The sequence below is a fragment of the Paenibacillus xylanilyticus genome, from assembly GCF_013359935.1.
Classification (GTDB): Bacteria; Bacillota; Bacilli; order Paenibacillales; family Paenibacillaceae; genus Paenibacillus; species Paenibacillus xylanilyticus.
Map to the genome: position 1 here is coordinate 105,489 of NZ_JABMCB010000206.1, position 20,758 is coordinate 126,246.

General features: G+C 48.9%; 16 protein-coding genes. 15 read left to right on the forward strand and 1 reads right to left on the reverse strand.

Features of this window, described 5'->3' with window-relative positions:
• Positions 1–16: 16 nt before the first annotated feature.
• The 10 genes from HP552_RS32335 to HP552_RS32380 all read left to right on the forward strand — a co-directional run bounded on the left by HP552_RS32335 (position 17) and on the right by HP552_RS32380 (position 13,965).
• Entirely contained in the window at positions 17–1,399 is a 1,383-nt protein-coding gene (locus tag HP552_RS32335; protein WP_175399439.1) for an ABC transporter substrate-binding protein, read from the forward strand.
• Positions 1,400–1,516: 117 nt separating this feature from the next.
• Entirely contained in the window at positions 1,517–4,444 is a 2,928-nt protein-coding gene (locus tag HP552_RS32340) for an extracellular solute-binding protein (protein WP_175399440.1), read from the forward strand.
• Positions 4,445–4,519: 75 nt separating this feature from the next.
• Positions 4,520–5,431 carry a carbohydrate ABC transporter permease gene (locus tag HP552_RS32345; RefSeq protein WP_175399841.1) on the forward strand — a complete coding sequence of 304 codons (912 nt, stop codon included), beginning with the start codon at positions 4,520–4,522 and terminating at the stop codon, positions 5,429–5,431.
• A gap of 2 nt (positions 5,432–5,433) precedes the next feature.
• Positions 5,434–6,297 carry a carbohydrate ABC transporter permease gene (locus HP552_RS32350; RefSeq protein ID WP_017689719.1) on the forward strand — a complete coding sequence of 288 codons (864 nt, stop codon included), beginning with the start codon at positions 5,434–5,436 and terminating at the stop codon, positions 6,295–6,297.
• Between the two features lie 11 nt (positions 6,298–6,308).
• The gene (locus tag HP552_RS32355; protein ID WP_175399441.1) at positions 6,309–7,775 is read left to right on the forward strand and encodes an NHL repeat-containing protein; all 1,467 of its coding nucleotides are present in this window, start codon (positions 6,309–6,311) and stop codon (positions 7,773–7,775) included.
• Positions 7,756–8,376 (forward strand): YIP1 family protein, encoded by a 621-nt coding sequence (locus HP552_RS32360; protein WP_175399442.1) that lies wholly within the window; start codon positions 7,756–7,758, stop codon positions 8,374–8,376. Before HP552_RS32355 ends, HP552_RS32360 begins: the two co-directional genes overlap by 20 nt.
• Positions 8,377–8,390: 14 nt before the next feature.
• On the forward strand, positions 8,391–10,976 hold the full coding sequence (locus tag HP552_RS32365; protein WP_175399443.1) for a DUF5696 domain-containing protein: 2,586 nt from the start codon (positions 8,391–8,393) through the stop codon (positions 10,974–10,976).
• Positions 10,973–11,872 (forward strand): carbohydrate ABC transporter permease, encoded by a 900-nt coding sequence (locus tag HP552_RS32370; protein WP_175399444.1) that lies wholly within the window; start codon positions 10,973–10,975, stop codon positions 11,870–11,872. Before HP552_RS32365 ends, HP552_RS32370 begins: the two co-directional genes overlap by 4 nt.
• 82 nt (positions 11,873–11,954) lie before the next feature.
• A complete protein-coding gene (locus HP552_RS32375; RefSeq protein ID WP_376769005.1) occupies positions 11,955–12,911 on the forward strand; it encodes a carbohydrate ABC transporter permease in 957 nt (318 codons plus the stop codon).
• Between the two features lie 91 nt (positions 12,912–13,002).
• Complete coding sequence (locus HP552_RS32380) at positions 13,003–13,965, forward strand: glycosyl hydrolase (RefSeq protein ID WP_217506634.1); 963 nt, start codon at positions 13,003–13,005, stop codon at positions 13,963–13,965.
• 151 nt (positions 13,966–14,116) lie between these two features.
• Here the strand turns inward: HP552_RS32380 and HP552_RS32385 are convergent, their stop codons facing one another.
• The gene (locus HP552_RS32385; RefSeq protein ID WP_175399446.1) at positions 14,117–15,427 is read right to left on the reverse strand and encodes an amidohydrolase family protein; all 1,311 of its coding nucleotides are present in this window, start codon (positions 15,425–15,427) and stop codon (positions 14,117–14,119) included.
• A gap of 161 nt (positions 15,428–15,588) precedes the next feature.
• Between HP552_RS32385 and HP552_RS32390 the strand changes: the two genes are divergently transcribed.
• The 5 genes from HP552_RS32390 (at position 15,589) to HP552_RS32410 (ending at position 20,754) form a co-directional block, all read left to right on the forward strand.
• Positions 15,589–16,017: a MarR family winged helix-turn-helix transcriptional regulator gene (locus HP552_RS32390; protein WP_175399447.1), complete on the forward strand. Its 429-nt coding sequence runs from the start codon at positions 15,589–15,591 to the stop codon at positions 16,015–16,017.
• A gap of 183 nt (positions 16,018–16,200) precedes the next feature.
• Entirely contained in the window at positions 16,201–16,719 is a 519-nt protein-coding gene (locus HP552_RS32395; RefSeq protein ID WP_175399448.1) for a GrpB family protein, read from the forward strand.
• Between the two features lie 530 nt (positions 16,720–17,249).
• Positions 17,250–18,830, forward strand: a complete 1,581-nt coding sequence (locus HP552_RS32400; RefSeq protein WP_246311158.1) for an extracellular solute-binding protein — start codon at positions 17,250–17,252, stop codon at positions 18,828–18,830.
• A gap of 24 nt (positions 18,831–18,854) precedes the next feature.
• Positions 18,855–19,826: an ABC transporter permease gene (locus HP552_RS32405; RefSeq protein ID WP_175399450.1), complete on the forward strand. Its 972-nt coding sequence runs from the start codon at positions 18,855–18,857 to the stop codon at positions 19,824–19,826.
• A 55-nt stretch (positions 19,827–19,881) separates the two neighbouring features.
• Positions 19,882–20,754 (forward strand): carbohydrate ABC transporter permease, encoded by an 873-nt coding sequence (locus HP552_RS32410; protein WP_175399451.1) that lies wholly within the window; start codon positions 19,882–19,884, stop codon positions 20,752–20,754.
• Positions 20,755–20,758: the final 4 nt, after the last annotated feature.

Below are 20,758 nucleotides of genomic sequence, written 5' to 3' on the forward strand. Positions count from 1 at the left end.
GGAGGTTGTACAAATCATGAGAAGAAAGTGGAACGTTCTGCCGCTGATGTTACTGGCCGTGATGCTTTTTGTATCCGCTTGCAGTGGTGGGGGTACAACGCAGACGGGGACCGATGCAAGTGGAGCAACTAACTCAGGAAACAGCACCGAAGTCGCTGAGACAGATAAAGAAGGCGGAGCAGAAGAAGCGGCAGTCACTGTGCCGGATATGGGTGGACGCGTCATCAAGGTTGCTGCCTGGTGGGATCTGAAGCCCGCGGGGGAGACAGCCTCAGATAAGGCTCGTCTCGATAAGATTGCTGAAGTCGAGAAGAAATATAACGTGAAAATCGAGTTTGTAAATGTCCCGTTTGAAGAATACATGAATAAATTCACAACGACTGCACTGGCTGGCGAACCATTCGCAGACATCGTGCAGATGGAATACAAATCCGCACTTCCCGCCATCCTCAAAGGGCAGCTGCTGCCAATCTCCGAATTTACCACAGCTGAGAACAACATCAATCAGGAGGCTAACCTGATCACAAAATATCCTGCCATTGCAGGTGATTACTACTCATTCGATAACCCGATCAGCATCGGTCTGGGACTTCACTATAACCGCGATTTATTCAAAAAAATGTCGCTGCCTGATCCACAGGAGCTATATAGCAAAGGCGAGTGGGATTGGGACAAATTCATGGAACTGGCCAAACAGGCAACCAAAGATACGGATAATGACGGCAAGATTGACGTATACGGATTCTCCGGCTGGCCGATCGACGTGCTTCGTCACTTTACCGCTGCCAATGGCGGCACGATCGTAGATGACGAGAACGCAAAAGAAGGGTTGTCCGACCCCAAAACCATTGAGGCTGCCGAATTCGTTAAACGCCTGTTTAACGTGGAGAATGTCGTGAAGGTCAAGACAGGCGACAAAACCAACTGGGAGGAAAGCAATACATTCAAGGATGGAGACGTTGCCCTGTTCACCGCCGCTGAATGGCAGCTTGGGGATATCACCTTTGCTGCTGGTGTAGTCCCTATTCCGAACGGACCTCAAGGCAGCAAGGATGTGACTTACGCCAACAACGCAGCCTCCGCCAAGTTCATTCCCAAAGGTGTAGAAGATCCTAAGATGGTATACCAAATTTACGAAGAGACCTTCGACATCCCGCAGATTGAAGAATACCCGGGTCAGGATTACCTGGAGAGTCGTTACACCGATGAGAAGGACATCGCCATGATTCGCGAACATATTGCGGGCACTGGACGCATCTTACTGGATGATGCCTACACAGCCTATCCGATCGGTGATTATGTCAACGATATCATCAAAGATAATGCTTCCGTTACTGCAACAGCCGAGAAGTATAAAGCGCAGGCACAAGCTGCGATTGATAAACTCGGCAAACAATAACACCAGCCGTATATCAGGCAGAGGTGCTGCGTGCCCGAGAGTTTGCGCGGCGCCTCTTTTCCTGAACCCTGAAACAGGGTGGAGCTGGCATCAGCCTTGATGAGGAGGACTCGTAGAATGGCTGGAATTCTACAACGAAAGAAATGGATCCTGCCCACAGTAATCGTAGCAGCGGCAGCCTGCGTCATACTGTATTTCACCTCCGGTACGGACGTAGAGAGTGCAGATGTTCCGCCTGGCAGTCTGCCTGCCATTGAGGTGGATGCCATTTTGCAGCAGACGAGGCAGAAGAAAGGGTATGAACAATATCTGTCCAAAGCAGGTGAGGCCCCACTGCCGAATGTGGACATTCTCATTGAAGCAGAGGACTACAAACGGGCGGAAGGTGAAGAGGTACGCAAACTGAGTGATTATGAGGGCATGGCAGGTGTATCGCTTCATACCGGAGAGACGGGAGAGGTTGACTGGGTTGTGGATGTGCCGGAAACCGGACTGTATAACCTATCCGCTGTTTATTTTCCCGTAGAAGGCAAGAGTTCTGCAATTGAGCGCGCATTGTATATTGACGGTGAACTTCCGTTTGCAGAAGCCGCCTATTTGCAGTTTGACCGGGTATGGGGCAATGAGAAAGAAGCCGCCCAACAGGATAATCAGGGCAATGATCTTCGTCCCAAACAAGTGGAGAAACCACGCTGGATGGAAGAAACGTTTCAGGACTCAGACGGGTACGAACAGGCTCCATTCAAGTTTCATTTGGAAAAAGGGGAACACACCCTAACGCTGAAATCATCGCGTGAACCGATGGTGATTCGATCGATACGGCTATTCAATGAGAAGCCTGCCGTTCCATATAAGGAGACCGCAGGGGCGCAGCAGCCGGATTCTACCGGGCAACCGAAAGATGTGCTCATTCGGGTTGAAGGAGAAGCGGCAGTGGCCAAATCTTCACCTACGCTATACCCGACCAGTGAAAGATCAAGTTCAGCGGTATCTCCTTACAGTGCTTCCCAGGTACGCATCAATACGATTGGTGGCTATAACTGGCGTCTGCCAGGACAGTGGATCGAATGGGAAGTGGATGTGCCGGAGAGTGGACTTTATCATATCGGTTTTACTGCACAGCAAAATTTCGTAAAAGGCATATATTCCACGCGCAAGCTGACCATCGATGGTGAAGTTCCGTTTGCCGAGATGACCAAAGCGCCTTTCCGTTACCAAAGTGACTATCGCATTGACGTGATGGGAGGCAAGGAAGCTTACAAGTTTCAGCTCGAAAAAGGCAAACACGTCATACGGCTGGAGAACAGCCTTGGTGACTTCGCGCCACTCATCCGCAATGTGGAGGACAGTCTGTATAACCTGAACTCCATGTATCGGCGAATCCTGATGATCACGGGGACCAAGCCTGATGAATTCCGGGATTACCGGGTGGAGAAGCAGATTCCGAATCTGCTGGAGGTGTTCAGCGGGGAGAGCAAACGCTTGAAGGAAGTAGCCGCGCAGCTTCGCATTCTGTCAGGTCAGTCCAGTGATCAGGAAGCATTGATCAAAACGATGGCCCAGCAGCTGGATGAGATGATCGACAAGCCGGATACCATTCCAAGAAGGCTTGCCGCTTACAAAACGAACACAGGCGGGCTCGGTACATGGGTGCAGCAGGCTCGTGAGCAACCGCTCGAAATTGATGCCCTGTATGTTGCGTCCCTCGACCGCAGCATTCCCGATACAGGCATGGGAGCGCTGGCGAAGATCGGCCACGAAGCAAAGACTTTTTATAATTCATTTTTCATCGATTATAACCAGATCGGAAACGTATCCACATCAGAAGATCAGCGCACGGTGACGGTATGGATCGGGAGTGGACGTGATCAGGCCAATACAATGAAAGCAATGATTGATGAGACGTTCACACCGGAGAGTGGGATCAGCGTCAATCTGAAGCTGGTTAACATGGGCACGTTATTGCCAGCCACTTTATCGGGTGAAGGGCCGGATGTAGCGATGCAGATCGGCAATGATCTGCCGGTGAACTTTGCCATGCGTAACTCGGCCGTTGATCTGACCAAATTCAGTGACTATACCTCGGTGGAACAGGAATTCCGGGAAAGTGCGATCGTACCGTACGTCTATGATTCAGGCGTATATGCCTTGCCGGAAACACAGACCTTCAATATGTTGTTTTACCGAAAAGATGTCATGGAAGAGTTGGGCCTTGAAGTTCCTCAAACGTGGGATGATGTCGAGAGCCTGCTGGCGATACTGAGCAAAAATCATATGGAATTTGGCATGCCTGTGGTGGCCCAGGCCAACATGCAGGGCGTCAACATTCCGCCTAACTCGCAGTATGCAACGATGCTCCTGCAGAACGGAGGCTCGTTCTATCGCAATGACGGCAAGGAATCGGATCTGGATTCCCGCATCGGTATTGAGACATTTAAGAAATGGACAGAGTTTTACACCGATTACAAGCTGGAGCGGGAATACGACTTTGCCAACCGTTTCCGGACAGGGCAGATGCCGATTGGTCTGACGGATTACACGATGTATAACCAGCTGTCCGTATTTGCACCGGAGATCCGCGGATTATGGGGGTTTGTTCCTGTCCCAGGTACTGTGCAGTCGGATGGAATATTGAATCGGGACGTTCCGGGCGGCGGCAGCGCGGTCATGATGCTCGAGAGTGCCAAAGATCAGGAAGCTGCATGGGAGTTCATGAAGTGGTGGACGAGTACACCGGTCCAGGCCGAGTTTGGTCGTGAGATGGAAGGGCTGATGGGTGCAGCCGCGCGTTATCCAACCGCCAACATCAAAGCACTTGATTCGCTCCCGTGGCCTGCTGAGGATTATGCGAACCTGAAGGCACAATTCGAGACGGTGAAGGGTATTCCTGAAGTGCCTGGTGGTTATTTTACCGGACGCCATCTGTTCAATGCCTTTTACAAGACGGTTGTCGGCCAAGTGGAGGCAAGGGAATCCATTATGGACTACACCCAGTATATTCAGGACGAGATTCGCGTCAAGCGTAATGAATTTGGTCTTCCGTAAGCAGAGGGAGGGTTAACCGTGTCACAAATATCACTCCGAGATGGGCAAAACAGTCCTCCTGAGAAAGCATCAAGGATGGGCATGAAATCATGGTGGAGCTGGAAGCTGCAGGAGATGAAGGCCAGCAAACATTCCTATGTCCTGCTGGCCCCCTATATGATCCTGTTCACCATGTTCACCGTGATTCCGGTAGTTATCTCGATCATACTCAGCTTCACCTATTTCAACATGCTGGAGTTTCCGCGTTTTATTGGCTGGCAGAACTATACACGGCTGTTTCTGGAAGATGACGTATTCCTGATTGCCATCAAGAATACGCTGCTCTTCGCAATTATTACCGGACCCATCAGTTATATTGCCTGTTTCGTGTTTGCATGGATCATTAATGAATTAACACCGAAATGGAGGGCGTTCATGACGCTGATTTTCTATGCGCCGTCCATTTCAGGGAATGTCTATTTCATCTGGCTGATGATTTTCTCAGGGGATCGTTATGGTATAGCCAATGGACTCCTGATCAAATGGGGCTTTCTGCTCGAGCCAATTCAGTGGTTGAAGACGGAAGCCTACATTATGCCGATCCTCATTCTGGTGCAATTGTGGCTGAGTCTGGGCACGGGCTTCCTGGCATTTATCGCCGGTTTGCAGACGGTTGACCGGACTTTATATGAAGCGGGAGCCGTGGATGGGATCAAGAATCGCTGGCAGGAGCTATGGTATATTACCTTGCCTTCAATGCGTCCACAGCTGATGTTCGGCGCAGTCATTCAGCTCACGACCTCGTTTGCCGTGGCAGATGTGTCGATAGCACTTGCCGGGTTTCCGAGCGTGAACTATGCGGCAGAGACTGTGGTCACCCATTTGATCGACTTCGGTACAACACGGTTTGAGATGGGTTACGCCTCGGCCATTGCAACCGTGCTGTTCATGATTATGGTAGGCACCAACCTGCTGGTACAGAAACTGCTTCGAAGGGTGGGAGAATAGCTATGGCTGCAATTGCGACAGGCAAAAAGCGGGTAAATCGCTCGCTGTCGGGAAGTCTCTCCCTGTTTGCCCTTCTGCTCGTATTTGGTGCCTTCATGGTGCTGCCGCTGATCTATGCAATCAACAATGCATTTAAACCGCTGGATGAGATTTTTACCTTTCCGCCAACACTTTTTGTCAAAAATCCCACGTTCAGCAACTTTACGGATCTGCTGAATCTGCTAAGTGACTCGTGGGTGCCGTTCTCGCGCTATATATTCAATACGGTATTTATTACGGGTATTGGCATCGTGGGTCATGTGCTCCTGGCTTCCGCAGCGGCTTACCCGCTGGCTAAACACAAATTTCCAGGCAAAGTGTTCATGTTCCAGGTGGTTGTACTGTCGTTGATGTTCACACCTGCTGTGACGGCGATCCCGAACTATATGATCATGTCATGGCTTGGATGGATCGATACGTACTGGGCTGTCATTATCCCGGCATTTGCCTATTCATTAGGTTTATATCTCATGAAACAGTTCATGGAGCAAATTCCGGATGCGCTGCTGGAAGCAGCCAAGATTGATGGTGCCAGCGAATACCGGATCTTCTGGTCCATCGTCATGCCGAATGTGAAGCCAGCCTGGCTTACATTGATTATTCTGCTGTTTCAGATGCTGTGGGGCAGTGACGGCAATGGATACATCTACAGCGAGCAGCTCAAGACACTGCATTATGCAGCAGGCCAGATTATTCAGGGCGGAATATCCCGGGCAGGAGCGGGTGCAGCGGTAGCACTTATTTTGATGAGTGTGCCGATCACGCTATTTATTTTCTCTCAGAGCCGAATCATTGAGACGATGGCGAGCTCGGGCATGAAGGATTAAGGGGGAACGATATGGCACGCACAGTGAAAAGATGGCTTGTTCTCCTGGCGACAGTATCTCTGCTGCTGGTGAATGCCGTGCCTGCGGCGGCCTCCCCGGCGCCGTATGAGAGTTATAACTACAACTATTGGAAAGAAGCCGTTCCTTCGCCGGATGCCTATCTGCCCGAGCGTACCATATCAGGCAGCGACCTCGGCATTAGTGAGTTCAAAGACCCCGGTGATGTGAACGTTTCTCCCTCCGGGTTGATCTATATTTTGGATACCGGCAACAGTCGAATTATCGTATTGGACACCGATTATAAACTGCGGCGCGTCATTGATGAATTTGTGATGGATGGCAGCAAGGAGACATTCAACCTTCCAGGCGGATTGTTTGTGGATGAAGAAGAACACATATACGTTGCAGATACGGGCAACAGTCGCGTGGTCGTCCTTGATGGAGAAGGTGGGCTGATCCATACCATTACGAAGCCCGAGTCCGATATTCTCGCGACCAATTTTCAGTTCCAACCGCTGAAGCTGACCGTTGACCGTGTAGGTCGGGTATTCGTGGTGGCTCAGGGTGTGTATGAGGGAATTATGCAATTCGATGAAAAGGGGAAGTTCATTGGATACGTCGGCACCAACAAGGTAGAACGGGACTACGGCGAATATATCTGGCGGATGTTATCGACCAAAGCCCAGCGGGCACAGATGGTCCTGTTTGTCCCAACAGAGTTTTCCAATGTGGATATGGACCATAAAGGATTTGTATATGCAACGAATATTGACCCCGGCTCGAATGAACCGATCAAACGCCTGAATCCCTCCGGTGAAGATGTGCTGAAGCGTTTTGGTTATTTTGACGTCAAAGGAGACATCCGATTCCGCAATAACCCCGGGCCATCCAAGCTGATTGATGTGAAAGTTCTCGGCAACGGCATGTATAGTGTACTGGATGCGACCCAGAACAGGGTGTTCACTTATGACGATGAAGGTCATCTGCTCTACATATATGGTGGCAAAGGAAATCAGGTAGGCACACTCAAAACTCCCGTCGCCATTGAGCAATCCGGTGAGCATCAGTTGGTCCTTGACCGGGGCAGAAGCAATCTGGTTGTCTATGAGCCGACACGGTTCGGAGCGAGCGTGAATGAGGCGGTTGCTCTTCACTATCAGGGCGAGGATACAGAGGCCGTCCATATTTGGAGAGAAGTGCTGAAGCTGAATGCCAACTATGATATCGCTTATATCGGGATCGGTAAGTCCCTGCTGATGGAGAAGAAAAACGAGGAAGCGCTGGGTTACTTCGAACTTGGGATGGATCGCAAGAGTTATTCTGTCGCGTTCAAAAGGTATCGGCGGGAGATGATGAAGGAACACTTCGGAACGTTCCTGACCGCCTCGATCGCGTTGATTTTCATTCTGATCCTGACCCGGGTGGCGGTTAAATGGAGACGGAGGAGGCAGGTTGATCGTGAAGCAGGACTACATTAAGTTTCCGCTGCATCTCATTTTTCACCCCATCGATGCATTCTGGGATCTCAAGTCGGATAACCGTGGCCGGCTGCTTGTCGCTTTTGCAGCATTGGCGCTTACCATTGTCATGATGATTTTGCAAAAGCAATACGCGGGATTTCTCGTGAATTACATCGATCCTCGCACAATCAACAGCATAGGGGAGATCGTAACGGTTGCGGTACCGTTCTTTCTTTGGTGCATCGCCAACTGGTCGGTAACCACCCTGATGGAAGGGGAAGGAAAGTTCAGGGAAATCGTTCTGGCCACAGGATACTCGCTGATTCCGATTATTGTGATCTACGCCCCGATGATTATCGTTAGCAGGTTTATGGTACAGGAAGAAACGGCTTTTTATTATCTGTTCAATGCCATTGCGTTCTTCTGGTTTATGCTGCTTTTGTTCATCGGCATGATGACGGTACACCAGTACACGGTGATCAAAACGTTGATGACCATACTGCTGACGGTCATCGTCATGGGCATTATCGTATTCCTTGGAGCGCTCGTCTTCAGCATGCTGCAGCAATTATATGAATTCGGTTACAACATCTATCGCGAGTTGATTTTTCGGACCTAAAGGAGGCGGCATCCGTGAACAAAAGGCAACGATTATATACGGTGCTGGCCAGTGGTGCAGCTGTGATCCTGATTGCAGCCGGACTGCTGTATATGAACAACAGGGGAGTTCCTGCCGTGGAAGCAGCGGCTTATCTTGAAGCGACAACCGAGGCCGTCCCAACCGAAACGGAGCCACTGCAATTCCTTACAGATTCTTCTCAGGGGGTTCCTGGTATGCAGCTGATTGCCGAAGATCAGGGACTGGCACTGTACTATAACGAGGAGACAACGGAAATCGCAGTACGTGACGGGAAGAGCGGAGAGATCTGGTACAGCAATCCAAAAGAGCGTCATCAGGATGGTCTGGCATCCGCTTATGAAAAGGAAGTTCTGTCCTCCCAGCTGAATGTGTCCTACCGGGATACAATCGGTACGTTAGAGAATTTCCCCAACTTCAGCTCCAGTATTAGTAACAAACAATTTGTTGCTGCCAACGTGGATCAGGGAATTCGGATTACCTATACGCTTGGAGATACCTCGCTCGGGATTGATGCGCTGCCCAAGTTGATTAGCAAGCAGCGTCTGGAAGAGAAGGTTCTTTCGAAACTGGATGCTACAGTCGCAAGATACACGTCTGCCCGTTACTATCCGACCAAGAACAATCCGGATGTGCTGGAAAGGCTCGATGGACAGATTTCGAAGCAGCTTGTCCTGAACAAGATGCTGGATGCCTTTGAGACAGCAGGTTATACCGCTGATGATCTTGCTTTTGACAATCAGGAGAACGGGGTGGAAGGCGGTGGCGCATCGGATAAGCCAACCTTCGTCATTCCGGTAGAATACCGGCTGGATCAAGGCTCGCTGATGGTGACCGTACCTCTGAACCAAGTGGAAGAAAGTGGACCATACCGTATTCGTAATATCGACTTGCTTGCTTACTTTGGGGCAGCGGATACGGAGGGAGAGGGCTATATGTTCGTGCCTGACGGTTCAGGCAGCCTGATTCACCTGAACAACGGAAAGATCAAGGAAGAACAGTATGTACAACGCGTATATGGTGCAGACCCCAACGATAATTCGCTTAGTCGCCCGCAGGTTAGTGAATCTGCACATATGCCTGTGTTTGGTTTGAAGAACGGGGAAAATGCCTGGTTTGCGGTAATTGAAAAAGGGGACGGCATGGCAAGCATCACTGCGGATATTGGAGGCAGACAGAACAGCTACAATCATGTTCATGCGACCTTTTCTCTACGCGGCGAGGGTGAACTGGAAATGTACACCTCGCAGAATATGCAGGAGATTCAGCTGCTAAGTGAAGAGCCTTATCGAGGAGATCTTCAGGTCCGGTACCATTTCCTTCATGGAGAAGATGCCAGTTACTCTGGCATGGCCCGCTTGTATCAGCAGCAGTTGGTAGAGCAGGATGTACTAAAACCGTTGACAGAACAGATGGAGCTGCCATTTTATGTGGATGTGCTTGGTGCCGTGGACAAAAAAGCTTCGTTTCTTGGCGTTCCCTATCGGACCACGTTAGCCATGACCACATACGAACAGGCAGCCGAAATGGCCGCGAAGTTACAGCAGGAAGGTGTGAATCACGTGCAAATGCGATATCAGGGATGGTTCGGCGGTGGTATTAGCCATCATATGCCAACCCGGGTGAAGCTGGACAGTGAATTGGGCAGTCGTTCCGAGTTACAGGACCTGTCCGCCCAGTTGAAGCAGTCCGGGGGTGCATTATTTCCTGATGTGGCATTTCAACGGATCTATCACGATGACTGGCGTTTTGCGCCATCTTCCGATGCAGCACGTTTTGTAACCAAGGAGACAGCTGAATTGTATCCTTACAGTCCTGCACTCAACCGGATGGATCAGAGCAAGGACAGTTATTATCTCCTTTCGGCTGCCAAGCTTCCTTATGTGGTGAGCGAGTTTGCCGCGAAAACAAGAAAATTGAAACTAAGTGGATTGTCACTTCGTGATCTCGGGCAGGTTCTGGCTTCCGATTATCGGGATAGCCGTGTAATCCACCGAGAGACCGCGAAGAACATTGTGAAGGAGCAGCTCGGCAAGCTGCAGCAGGAATATCCGGACATGATGTTATCATCGGCTAACGCTTATGCGTGGGGATATGGGCAGCACATTGTTGATGTGCCATCAGGCTCCAGCCGATTCAACATTACCGATGAGGAAGTTCCTTTTTACGAAATGGTCATTCATGGATATATCAACTATGCCGCTTCTCCAATGAATACTTCCGGGGATCAGGACTTGCGCAAGAAGCTGCTGCAAAGTCTCGAACTTGGTGCAGCTCCGCAATTCCAGTGGACCTATGAACCGTCATCCAGGCTGAAGTTAACGAATTATGATTCGGCTTATGCTACAGCGTATGGAGACTGGGTGGATGATGCGGTTGCCTTGTATAAGGAAGCGAATGAGGTGTTAAAAGGACTGGGAAACCAGCAGATCTCCAAACATGAACGGATTCAGGATGGCGTGGTCCGGGTCACGTACAGCGGCGGTGGTTCAATTCTCGTGAATTACACGAACCAGCCGGTTAACGTGGGGGGAATTACGGTTGGCGGTGCAGATTACGCGGTGGAAGGAGTGAGCCGATGAGAACCCTTCGTTTATCGTTGAAATCTCGGAGAGCGCTGCTTGGCCTTGCGTTTATCTCGCCATGGCTGATTGGTTTCATCTTCCTTTTTGCGACACCACTGCTGCAATCGATCCGGTTTAGTTTCAGCAATCTGTCGGTTGCTCCGGGAGGGTATGTTCTCGACTTTATCGGATTGAAAAATTTCAAGGATGCACTTCTGGTTGACGCCACATTTAACCGGATATTGATTGATTCGGTTGGGGCGATGCTGCTGAATGTGCCCATGATTCTGTTTTTCAGCCTGTTTACAGCAACACTGCTCAACCAGAAATTCAAGGGCAGAACCATGGCGCGAGCCATCTTCTTCCTGCCTGTCATTCTGGCCTCCAGTGCAGTGGCAGCAGCGGAGTCAGCCGGGTTAATCAACTTGATGGGGGACGCCAGTGCTGTTGAGTCGACTGCGGATGGGGGAGCTTCGTTCAACGTTGTTTCCATCGTCAGGATGCTGGCCAATGTTGGTTTGCCGATGGCCTATGTGGATTACATTGTCGAAGCGATCATGCGAATTTACGAGATCATCAGCAGCTCGGGCGTTCAGATTCTGATTTTTCTCGCCGCATTGCAATCGGTACCGGGTTCCATGTACGAAGTAGCCAAAATTGAAGGGGCAACAGCCTATGAATCATTCTGGAAGATTACATTTCCCATGGTCAGTCCGTTGATATTGACGAATGTGATCTATACCATTATTGATTCATTTGCAGGAAGTCCGGTCACAGAGGCCATTTATCAAACGGCATTTAAAACCCAAAATTTCGGACTGAGCTCGGCTATGTCCTGGCTGTATACGCTGGTCATTGGCCTCGTATTGATCGTGGTTGGCTGGGTGCTGTCACGGCGGGTACATTACAACTGACGGTTAACGTTAAAGGAGGGCATCAGACATGGCTGTGTCGGGAACGGATCGCATGGTGGTGGTTCCGAAGCAGAATTATCACATGCAGCGGGTGCGAAACAAAACATCGGACCTCCTGTATTCCATATTCAGATATGCACTGGTCATTGGCATTTCTTTTATTATTTTGTACCCGTTATTTCTTAAAATATCGGTTGCGTTCAAAGATAAACAGGACATCTACAATCCGACCATCTATATGATTCCCCAGCATTTTACGCTGGACAATATCAAACTTGCGGCGCAGGTGATGGATTACCTGCCTTTGCTGGCAAACACTTTGCTGTTTGTCACGATCACGACGCTCTTGACGGCCATGTCCTGTGCGCTTGCCGGATATGGCTTCGCCCGGTTTACTTTTCCAGGCAGCAATATACTCTTTGTACTGGTTATCCTCACCATTCTGGTTCCGACAAGTACCCTGATGGTGCCGATGTATCTGCATTTTCGCAGTTTTGACTTTCTGGGCATCATTCATCTGTTTACGGGGCGTGAAGGGATCAACCTGTTAAATACGTACTGGCCTTCCATGATTACCGCAGCGACGGCAGGAGGGCTCAAGGCAGGACTGTTCATTTATATTTTCCGTCAGTTCTTCAAGGGCATGCCGAAGGAAATTGAAGAAGCTGCGCTGATTGATGGTGCAGGCGGTTTCCGGACATTTGCCCGGATCATGCTGCCCAACGCCATTTCACCACTGATCACGGTCATTCTGTTCTCCTTTGTCTGGCAGTATAATGATACGTTCTATTCGGCGCTATTCATGAGCGAAAGTCCGCTGATCTCGCTGAAGGTGGCATCCTTACCCGCTCAGGCGAACCAATTGATTCCGCAACTCATGGGTTTTGGTTCAAGTTCCGGCATGAAGGCCGATCCGAACTATGTTGCCATGATTGTGGATACGGGCATTTTGCTGGCGATTGCGCCGCTGATTATTTTGTATCTCTTTGTACAGCGCTATTTCGTGGAGAGTATTGAACGTTCCGGTGTTGTTGGGTAAGTGGGCTTGGAGTAGGCGTATAGGAAGCGTAATTCGGGTGTTTTTGATATTTGGGTTGCTATGTATCATGCCTTGGAATGGGGGATTATCAATGACGGAACAAAAGATAAGCAGGACTTTGGTGAATAAAGATGCGACTTCCGAGGCCAGAGAACTGATGAAGTACCTGGCAGAGCACTATGGGAAAGGGGTTCTGTCGGGTCAGCAGGATTACGGCAATCTGAACTGGATTAATGAAAACACAGGCCGGAAGCCCGCTGTGATTGGCTTTGATCTCATGGAATACTCTCCTTCAAGAACCGAGCGGGGGGCAACCTCCGAGGAGATTCGGGATATGATTGCATGGCACCGGCAAGGCGGGATCGTGACTTTATGCTGGCATTGGAATTCACCATCCAATCTTATCGATGAACCAGGTAAGGAATGGTGGCGGGGATTCTATACGGAGGCTACGACATTTGATCTCGCTGCCGCGCTGGCTCACCCCGAATCGGATGAGTATGCGTTGTTGATCCGGGATATCGATGTGATCGCCGGGCATCTGCAGGAGCTTAAGGACGTTGGAGTGCCTGTGTTATTTCGGCCCCTTCATGAAGCTGAAGGAGGTTGGTTCTGGTGGGGAGCGAAAGGGCCCGAGTCGGCCAAACAGTTATATCGTCTGATGTACGATCGATTAGTCAACAAGCATGAGCTGGGCAATCTCATCTGGGTATGGAACTCGGAAAAGCCAGAGTGGTATCCGGGTGATGATCTGGTGGACATCGTGAGTGTTGATGTATATCCGGAGGCAGGGAATCACAGCCCGCTTGCTGAACGCTATGAGAATCTGCGTGAACTGGTGAATGACAGTAAAATTATTGCACTGGCCGAGAACGGCTCCATTCCTGATCCGCAGCAGATGAAGGAGCAGGGCGTTCATTGGAGCTGGTTCTGTACCTGGACAGGAGAATTCCTGAGGGGCGGCCAGCATAATACAGTGGATTTCTTAAAGGAAGTGTACAATAGCAAATATGTCGTAACTTTGGATCAGCTGCCAGAGTGGAGTTGGAAATAGTCATTCCAACTTAAACTGTACAGCACATCGTGAACCTAAAAAAGCGTTAGCATGGCATAAGAATTTATGCGGCTGCTGACGCTTTTTTTATTGTTTATTGTGTACGATACGATGTGGCCTGAATGAATGAAACAGGGCATTTTCTCTGGTTCTAGCCTAGTTGCTGCGAACCATTGAACCAGACCGATTTGATTGACAATGTATCCGAAATATTAGTGGTCGGATCACCATTAACGAGAATAAGATCTGCACGAGCACCTTCGGTAATCCGGCCGCGATCATGGAGACCGAAGCAACGGGCTGGTTTCGAAGTAGCCGACTGAAGAGCTTCGATCGGAGTGAACCCGGCCTTCACCAGCAGCTGCATTTCATGGTGAACACTGGCCCCATGAGCAAGGCCGCCAAGGTTCGGAACGGGAACCGGTGCAACATCCGTCCCTACCAGAATATCAACTCCGGCACGGTGAAGGTCCATCACATTCTTAAAGCTGTTCTCCAAATTGCCTTGCGGGAACGTATTGAAGCTTGAGTTCAAAATATCGATCCAATCCGGACTTAATTTGGAATGAACACGAGGATCATTTGCCAATTCCGATGCCGGATTTCCAATAATCGATGAGTTCAACACCAAGCACGGTGTAACAAAAGCACCTGAATCGGCAATGGATCTTACTACATCGTGCGTGTACTCGGGTCTGTCGATAAACAAGTGGCCCAAACCGTCGACTCCAAAATCGATGGCTTCTTGCGATGAAAGAGCGGTCAAGACGTGAGCGATGACCAGCTTATCGAACTTGTGTGCTTCGGTCACGGCTGTTTTTAGAATCTCGTCGCTAAGTACTGGTAGGCCAGGTGCACCCATGACCGTTCCTTCTTCAATCATAATCTTAATATAGTCGGCTCCATTTTCCACTTGAGTATGCACATGTTTAATCGCTTCTTCCACTGTCGTCACTTGCGGTATTTCTTCATGATCGTGAGCGTATGCGGCCAGCATTGCTTCCCGGTCTTGCTCCGACAACTTCTCTAGTTCCTTTAATATGAATTCAGGTATTTCACCATCATCAGGCACTAATTCATCCGGATGTCCGCCCGGAGCGCTGATCGCGGTGCCAGCAGAACGGACGTCTGCGACGTCATTCAAATTATTCAGCTGAATTTCGCGCCCTCTTTGAGTAAAATCACCGTTCATTTCGAGTTCTGTTGTAACGCCAAATTTTAAGGCATCTCGTAATCCGCCGATTGAGGTATGGACATGTGCATCAATCAGACCAGGTATCAGAGTCGCATTTTCTCCATTTATAATCGTTGCATTGGCTGGAATGTCTCCGCCCACTGAAATAATGGACTCCGCTTTAATGACAACATGCCTGGGTGTAATCATTTGATATCCATCAAATATACGTACATTTGTAATCGCCGTGACTTGTTCTGACGCAGAATTTCGAGTTAACTTTTCCATTTGAATTCTATCCCCCTAAGTGTTTGGCTTCCAACAATTCGGAGTATAACTGTTAGGTTTCTAACTGTCAATGAACTAATGTTTTTTTGACAATCTTAAACGATCGCTTTATAGTTTATTTACTTACAATTAGACTTCTAACAATCGGAGGAGGGGCGATAATGGAATCTCGAAAGGATACGCCTTATCTGGATTTGTTTCAGATTATCGGACTTAAGCTAAAAAAAAGAGCGGACGAGAGTATAAAAGAGCTAGGATTAAGCTCTCAACAAGGAAAAGTAATCGACTACATTTACGAGAATCAAGACAAGGATATTATTCAAAAGGATCTAGCAGATCGGTTTCATCTGCGTGGGGCTAGCATTACAAGCATGCTTCAGGGTCTAGAGCAAAAAGGGTACATTGAGCGCAAAATCCCGGCCAATAATGAACGGCAAAAAAATATATATGTATTACCAAAAGCGATTGAATTGATTCAAAGCTTTAATGATTCATTCCAAAAGGTGGAGGATGAAATCGTTCAAGCCCTTACTGACGAGGAAAAGCAAATCTTAAAGAAATTGCTGACCAAAATTAATGAAAGCATATAAAGAAGAGGATTCCCGATGAGAATATGGAGGCGTGTAGAAATAAGATGGAAAACCCAATGAATTGGCAACAGGCTCTCCAGTGATAAAAGAAAGATGGAGGAACGATAATATCATTTCAATCAAAGTTCACATGATGTACACTATGGCTAATAAAAGTAAGAGACTGAAAGGCGTAAACCTATTATGAAAGAAGAAGTGATTGTATCCGAATATGACCCAAGTTGGGTAGAGGATTATAACGCAGAACGCGTAGAAATCATGAGGGTCCTGACAGATATCTGTGTGGATTTCGAACACATCGGAAGTACATCCGTGCCGGGTCTGGGCGCGAAACCATTAATCGATATGATGGCAGGAGTGCATGATTTGGCTGATGTACAAACATTACATATTGAAGCTTTGGCGGAACTGGGTTATGAATATGTGCCCAAGCCGGAATTTACGGAGCGCCTGTTTTTTCGTAAAGGGCAATGGAGAGCAGGTACCCACCATCTTCATGTATATAAGTATAAGAGTGTGGAATGGAATGAACATTTGCTGTTTCGCAATGCTCTCAGGAGAGACCCTGAAGTTAGGCAAGCGTATTATGTATTGAAAAAGAAGCTGGAACAGCAGTTCAGGCATGACCGTGTTGGATACACGGCTGCCAAGGCTCCGTTTATTCAATCTATTATTCAGAAAACCAGGCTGTACGAGGAATAGACGATGTAAACGCAAAATACATACACACATTAACGGAGAGGCAGAACCGGAAGATGGTACTGCACTCGCAGTGGCCTTGTGTGATTGAGTAGTGAGGTTTATAAAGAATTTGTATTCACATCGCTAACAAAAAAGGCCGTGATCTGTATGACAGAATTGAACGCATATCATTATTTTGAAAAAAGTGTCGGACCGTTCGCTACTTATCGGAAATCCTAGACGTCATTCAATCCTATGGATGGCCTCAGGAATGGAACCGAAATGGCGATCTCGGTCCGGAGCGTTATATTGAAGTACAGGTGTGGGACGAGCGTATCATCCAACCGTACACGGGTATATAAGGCTGGTTGAAAGCCGATTTACGAGTGCAAAAAAGTGCAATTGCAGGAAATACGGGTGTTCGTTATAGTGAGTGAAAGCTTTGATTTGGCAAGGAGGATCCTTCCTCATTAGCCTGTCAAAGCCCCTTTTTTAATCGTTAATCCGATTAATACGATAGGTTTAAGAGACTAAGGAGGATGAGGAAGCCTATGCAAAAAGTGGGGAGACGTAACACCCGTAATCTGGCCTGGATCATATCCATTGTCATGGTCATGTCTGTCGTTCTCAGTGCATGCGGAAGTAAAGGAGAAGCGCAGACGAATGGAAGCAGCAGCGGAAATCCAGATGCTCCATTGGAAGTTAGCATCATGACGATTACACCAAGTGCAGTTCCTGCAGCTGATGATAATGTAATCAAACGCGCGATTGAAAAAGCAACCAACTCCAAAATGAGTATTCAGTGGGTCTCGAACAATATTTATGGCGACAAGCTGAACCTGACGCTTGCATCCGGGGATCTTCCCGATTTAATCATGATTAATGATCCGTTTGGAAGCACCTTCACCAAGATGGTCAAGCAAGGTGCATTCTGGGATATAACACCTTACATCCAGGACTATCCAAACCTGAGCAAGGGCATTCCGGATATTGCCTGGGAAACAACTAAGGCAGCAGACGGCAACAATTACGGCATACCGCGGCCTCGGCCGGTAACGGGAGATTCTTTTTTCATTATCCGCAAGGACTGGCTCGACAAATTAAACCTGCAGGTGCCGGAGACGACAGATGAATTGTTCGATGTGATGAAGGCGTTTGTGGAACAGGACCCGGATGGAAACGGACAATCCGATACCACGGCACTTGCCGCTTATGTCAGTCCGGATGATCTGGGTTGGGGCGGTAATCTGGGACCGGTACTGGGTGCCATTGAAAGTTCTTTTATTGGAACCAACAGCAGTTGGAAGTGGGATGAAACAGAGGGCAAATTGGTCTACAGGGAACTGCTGCCCGAGGTAAGAGAGTCCCTTCAATATCTGACGAAAGCCTACAGCAGCGGCATGATGCCTGAGGATCTTCTTTCGCTCAAGCTGACGCAGGCAAGAGAACTGTTCAAGCGTAATCAGGCGGGCATTATTGTGGACAAGACAGGCACGATGCGCAAAATCTATGCCGATGATCTGAAAAAGGTTGATCCTTCTTTTAAGTATACGGATTTTTATCCTCTGACCAATCTGAATGGATATAACCCGAAAGGATCAGGGTACAACGGCATTTTGGCGATCCCTGCTAGCGTGCCGGAAGAGAAAATGAAACGAATTCTCCAACTCGTCGACACCTGGATGAATCCGGAAGTGTTTGAAATTCAGCAGTTCGGAATTGAAGGTACGCATTATAAAGTGGTCGATGGCAAAAAGGTAGCGAGTACCGAGAAATTAACGGCGGACAACGCCTCGGATTTCAATCATATCGTTAACGTCATTGATCTGCCTTGGGATACCACAGGCGAAACGGATGAGGAGACACAGGCGAATGAACTGTTCAAGAAAGTGGAGGCCGAACGGGACAAAACGAGTGTGGCCGACCTATCCGCTGGTCTTCAATCGGAAACAGGACAGAAGATTCTGCCTGAACTGAACAAGAAGATCCAGGATCTCAAGGCGAAAATTATTTTGGGTCGTGAGCCAATTGAAGCATGGGATACCTTTGTGGAGTCCCTGCGTAATGATCCGAATGTTCAGGCTATGAGTGATGAGATGACGGAGGCTTACAAGAAAAGAAACGGACAGTGAATCTGAGGGAAGGAGCTGCTAACCATGAGCGTAACCGAGCAACACCTTAGCACCCACAAGGGAAAGCAGACTTCAGCCAAAAGAAACAGACGGACGAAATGGCTCTCCGCGCTGCGGCGCGATCGATCGTTATATTTGCTTGCACTGCCCGGCATCCTGTTCTTTCTCGTTTTCAAATATATCCCGATGTGGGGCATTGTCATTGCGTTCCAGGACTATTCCCCCTTCAGGGGGATTCAGGGCAGCGAATGGGTTGGATTGCAGCACTTTACTGCGCTATTTGCCAACCCGGACTTTGCCTTACTGTTTCGAAATACCCTTGCCATCAGCCTGCTGAATCTGATCTTGTTTTTTCCTTTTCCGATTCTGATCTCGCTGGGGCTCAATGAACTCCGCAATGTGACGTACAAGAGACTGATCCAGACGGTCATATACATGCCGCACTTCCTCTCCTGGGTGATTATTGCAGGACTGACGTTCCTTCTGTTCGCCAAGGGAACAGGACTGGTCAACGAGCTATTTGCCTTATGGGGCTGGCCGAGGGTGGACATTCTAACGAACCCGGACAGCTTCTGGATCATGGTCACCTTGCAAGCCATGTGGAAGGAAGCGGGCTGGGGAACGATCGTGTTTCTGGCCGCCATGGCGAGTGTAGACACCCAACTATATGAGGCAGCACGAATGGATGGAGCAGGGCGGCTGCGCCAGATCTGGCACATTACGCTGCCTGCCATCCGCAGTGTCATTATAGTGCTCTTTATTTTAAGACTGGGGGACATCATGGAGGTCGGGTTCGAGCAGATTTTCCTCATGTATAACGGCGCTGTATCTGAAGTGGCCGAAGTATTCGACACCTATGTATATCGTACGGGGATCGAGCAGGGCGATTTCAGCTATAGTACGGCGGTTGGACTGTTTAAATCAGTTGTCGGGCTGGTGCTCGTAGTGGCTGCAAACCGTTTGGTGAAACGCATGGGTCAGGAAGGGGTTTATTAGTGTCCGCTTCAGCCCATGCCCTTAACCATATCAAATAAAGGGAGGAGGATTAGGAATGTATCGCTTGAAATGGAGTGAGAGGATCGGTCAGTCCCTGAATGCTGTCGTGCTTGGGCTGCTGGCAGTGGTCATGTTTTTTCCGCTTTATTATGTTTTTGTTGTTTCGTTCACGGATCCCGGAGAATATTTGCAAAAGAAAATCGTACTTTTCCCGGAACAATGGTCTGTCGAAGCATATACCTATTTGTTGTCCACGCCTGCCTTTGCACGCTCACTGGGAAACAGTGCCTTTCTGGCAACCGTAGGTACAGTGTGCAGCCTGGCTGTATCCTCTTCCCTGGCCTATGCCCTTTCCCAGAAGAGGTTTTATTTCAGAAAAGTACTGATGTTCCTGATTGTACTGACCATTTTGTTCAGTCCGGGAATTATTCCGAATTACCTGCTGGTCCGGGAACTGGGGCTGATTAATAACATCTGGGCATTGATTCTGCCTGCGCTCGCCAATGGCTGGACGGTGCTGCTCATGAAAAATTTCTTCGACAGCCTGCCTGCGGAGATCAGCGAGGCGGCTTCCATTGACGGTTGCAGTGCAATCCGAACCTGGTACACCATTGTGCTGCCTTTGTCGATGCCGGCGCTTGCTGCATTTGGTTTGTTTTTCGCGGTGGGGTACTGGAACCAATTTTTCGCGGCACTGTTATATCTGAACGATTCTGCGAAGTGGCCCATCCAGGTGCTGCTGCAAAACATGCTGCTGAACGCGTCGAACATTGACCTGGTTGCACCTGGACAGCAGGTGGAGACACCTCCGACAGAAATGTTGAAGATGGCAGCTATCATTGTAGCCATTTTGCCTGTGCTGGTGGTATACCCTTTTGTACAAAAGCACTTTGCCAAAGGAGCCATGATCGGCTCGGTCAAAGGATAAATCT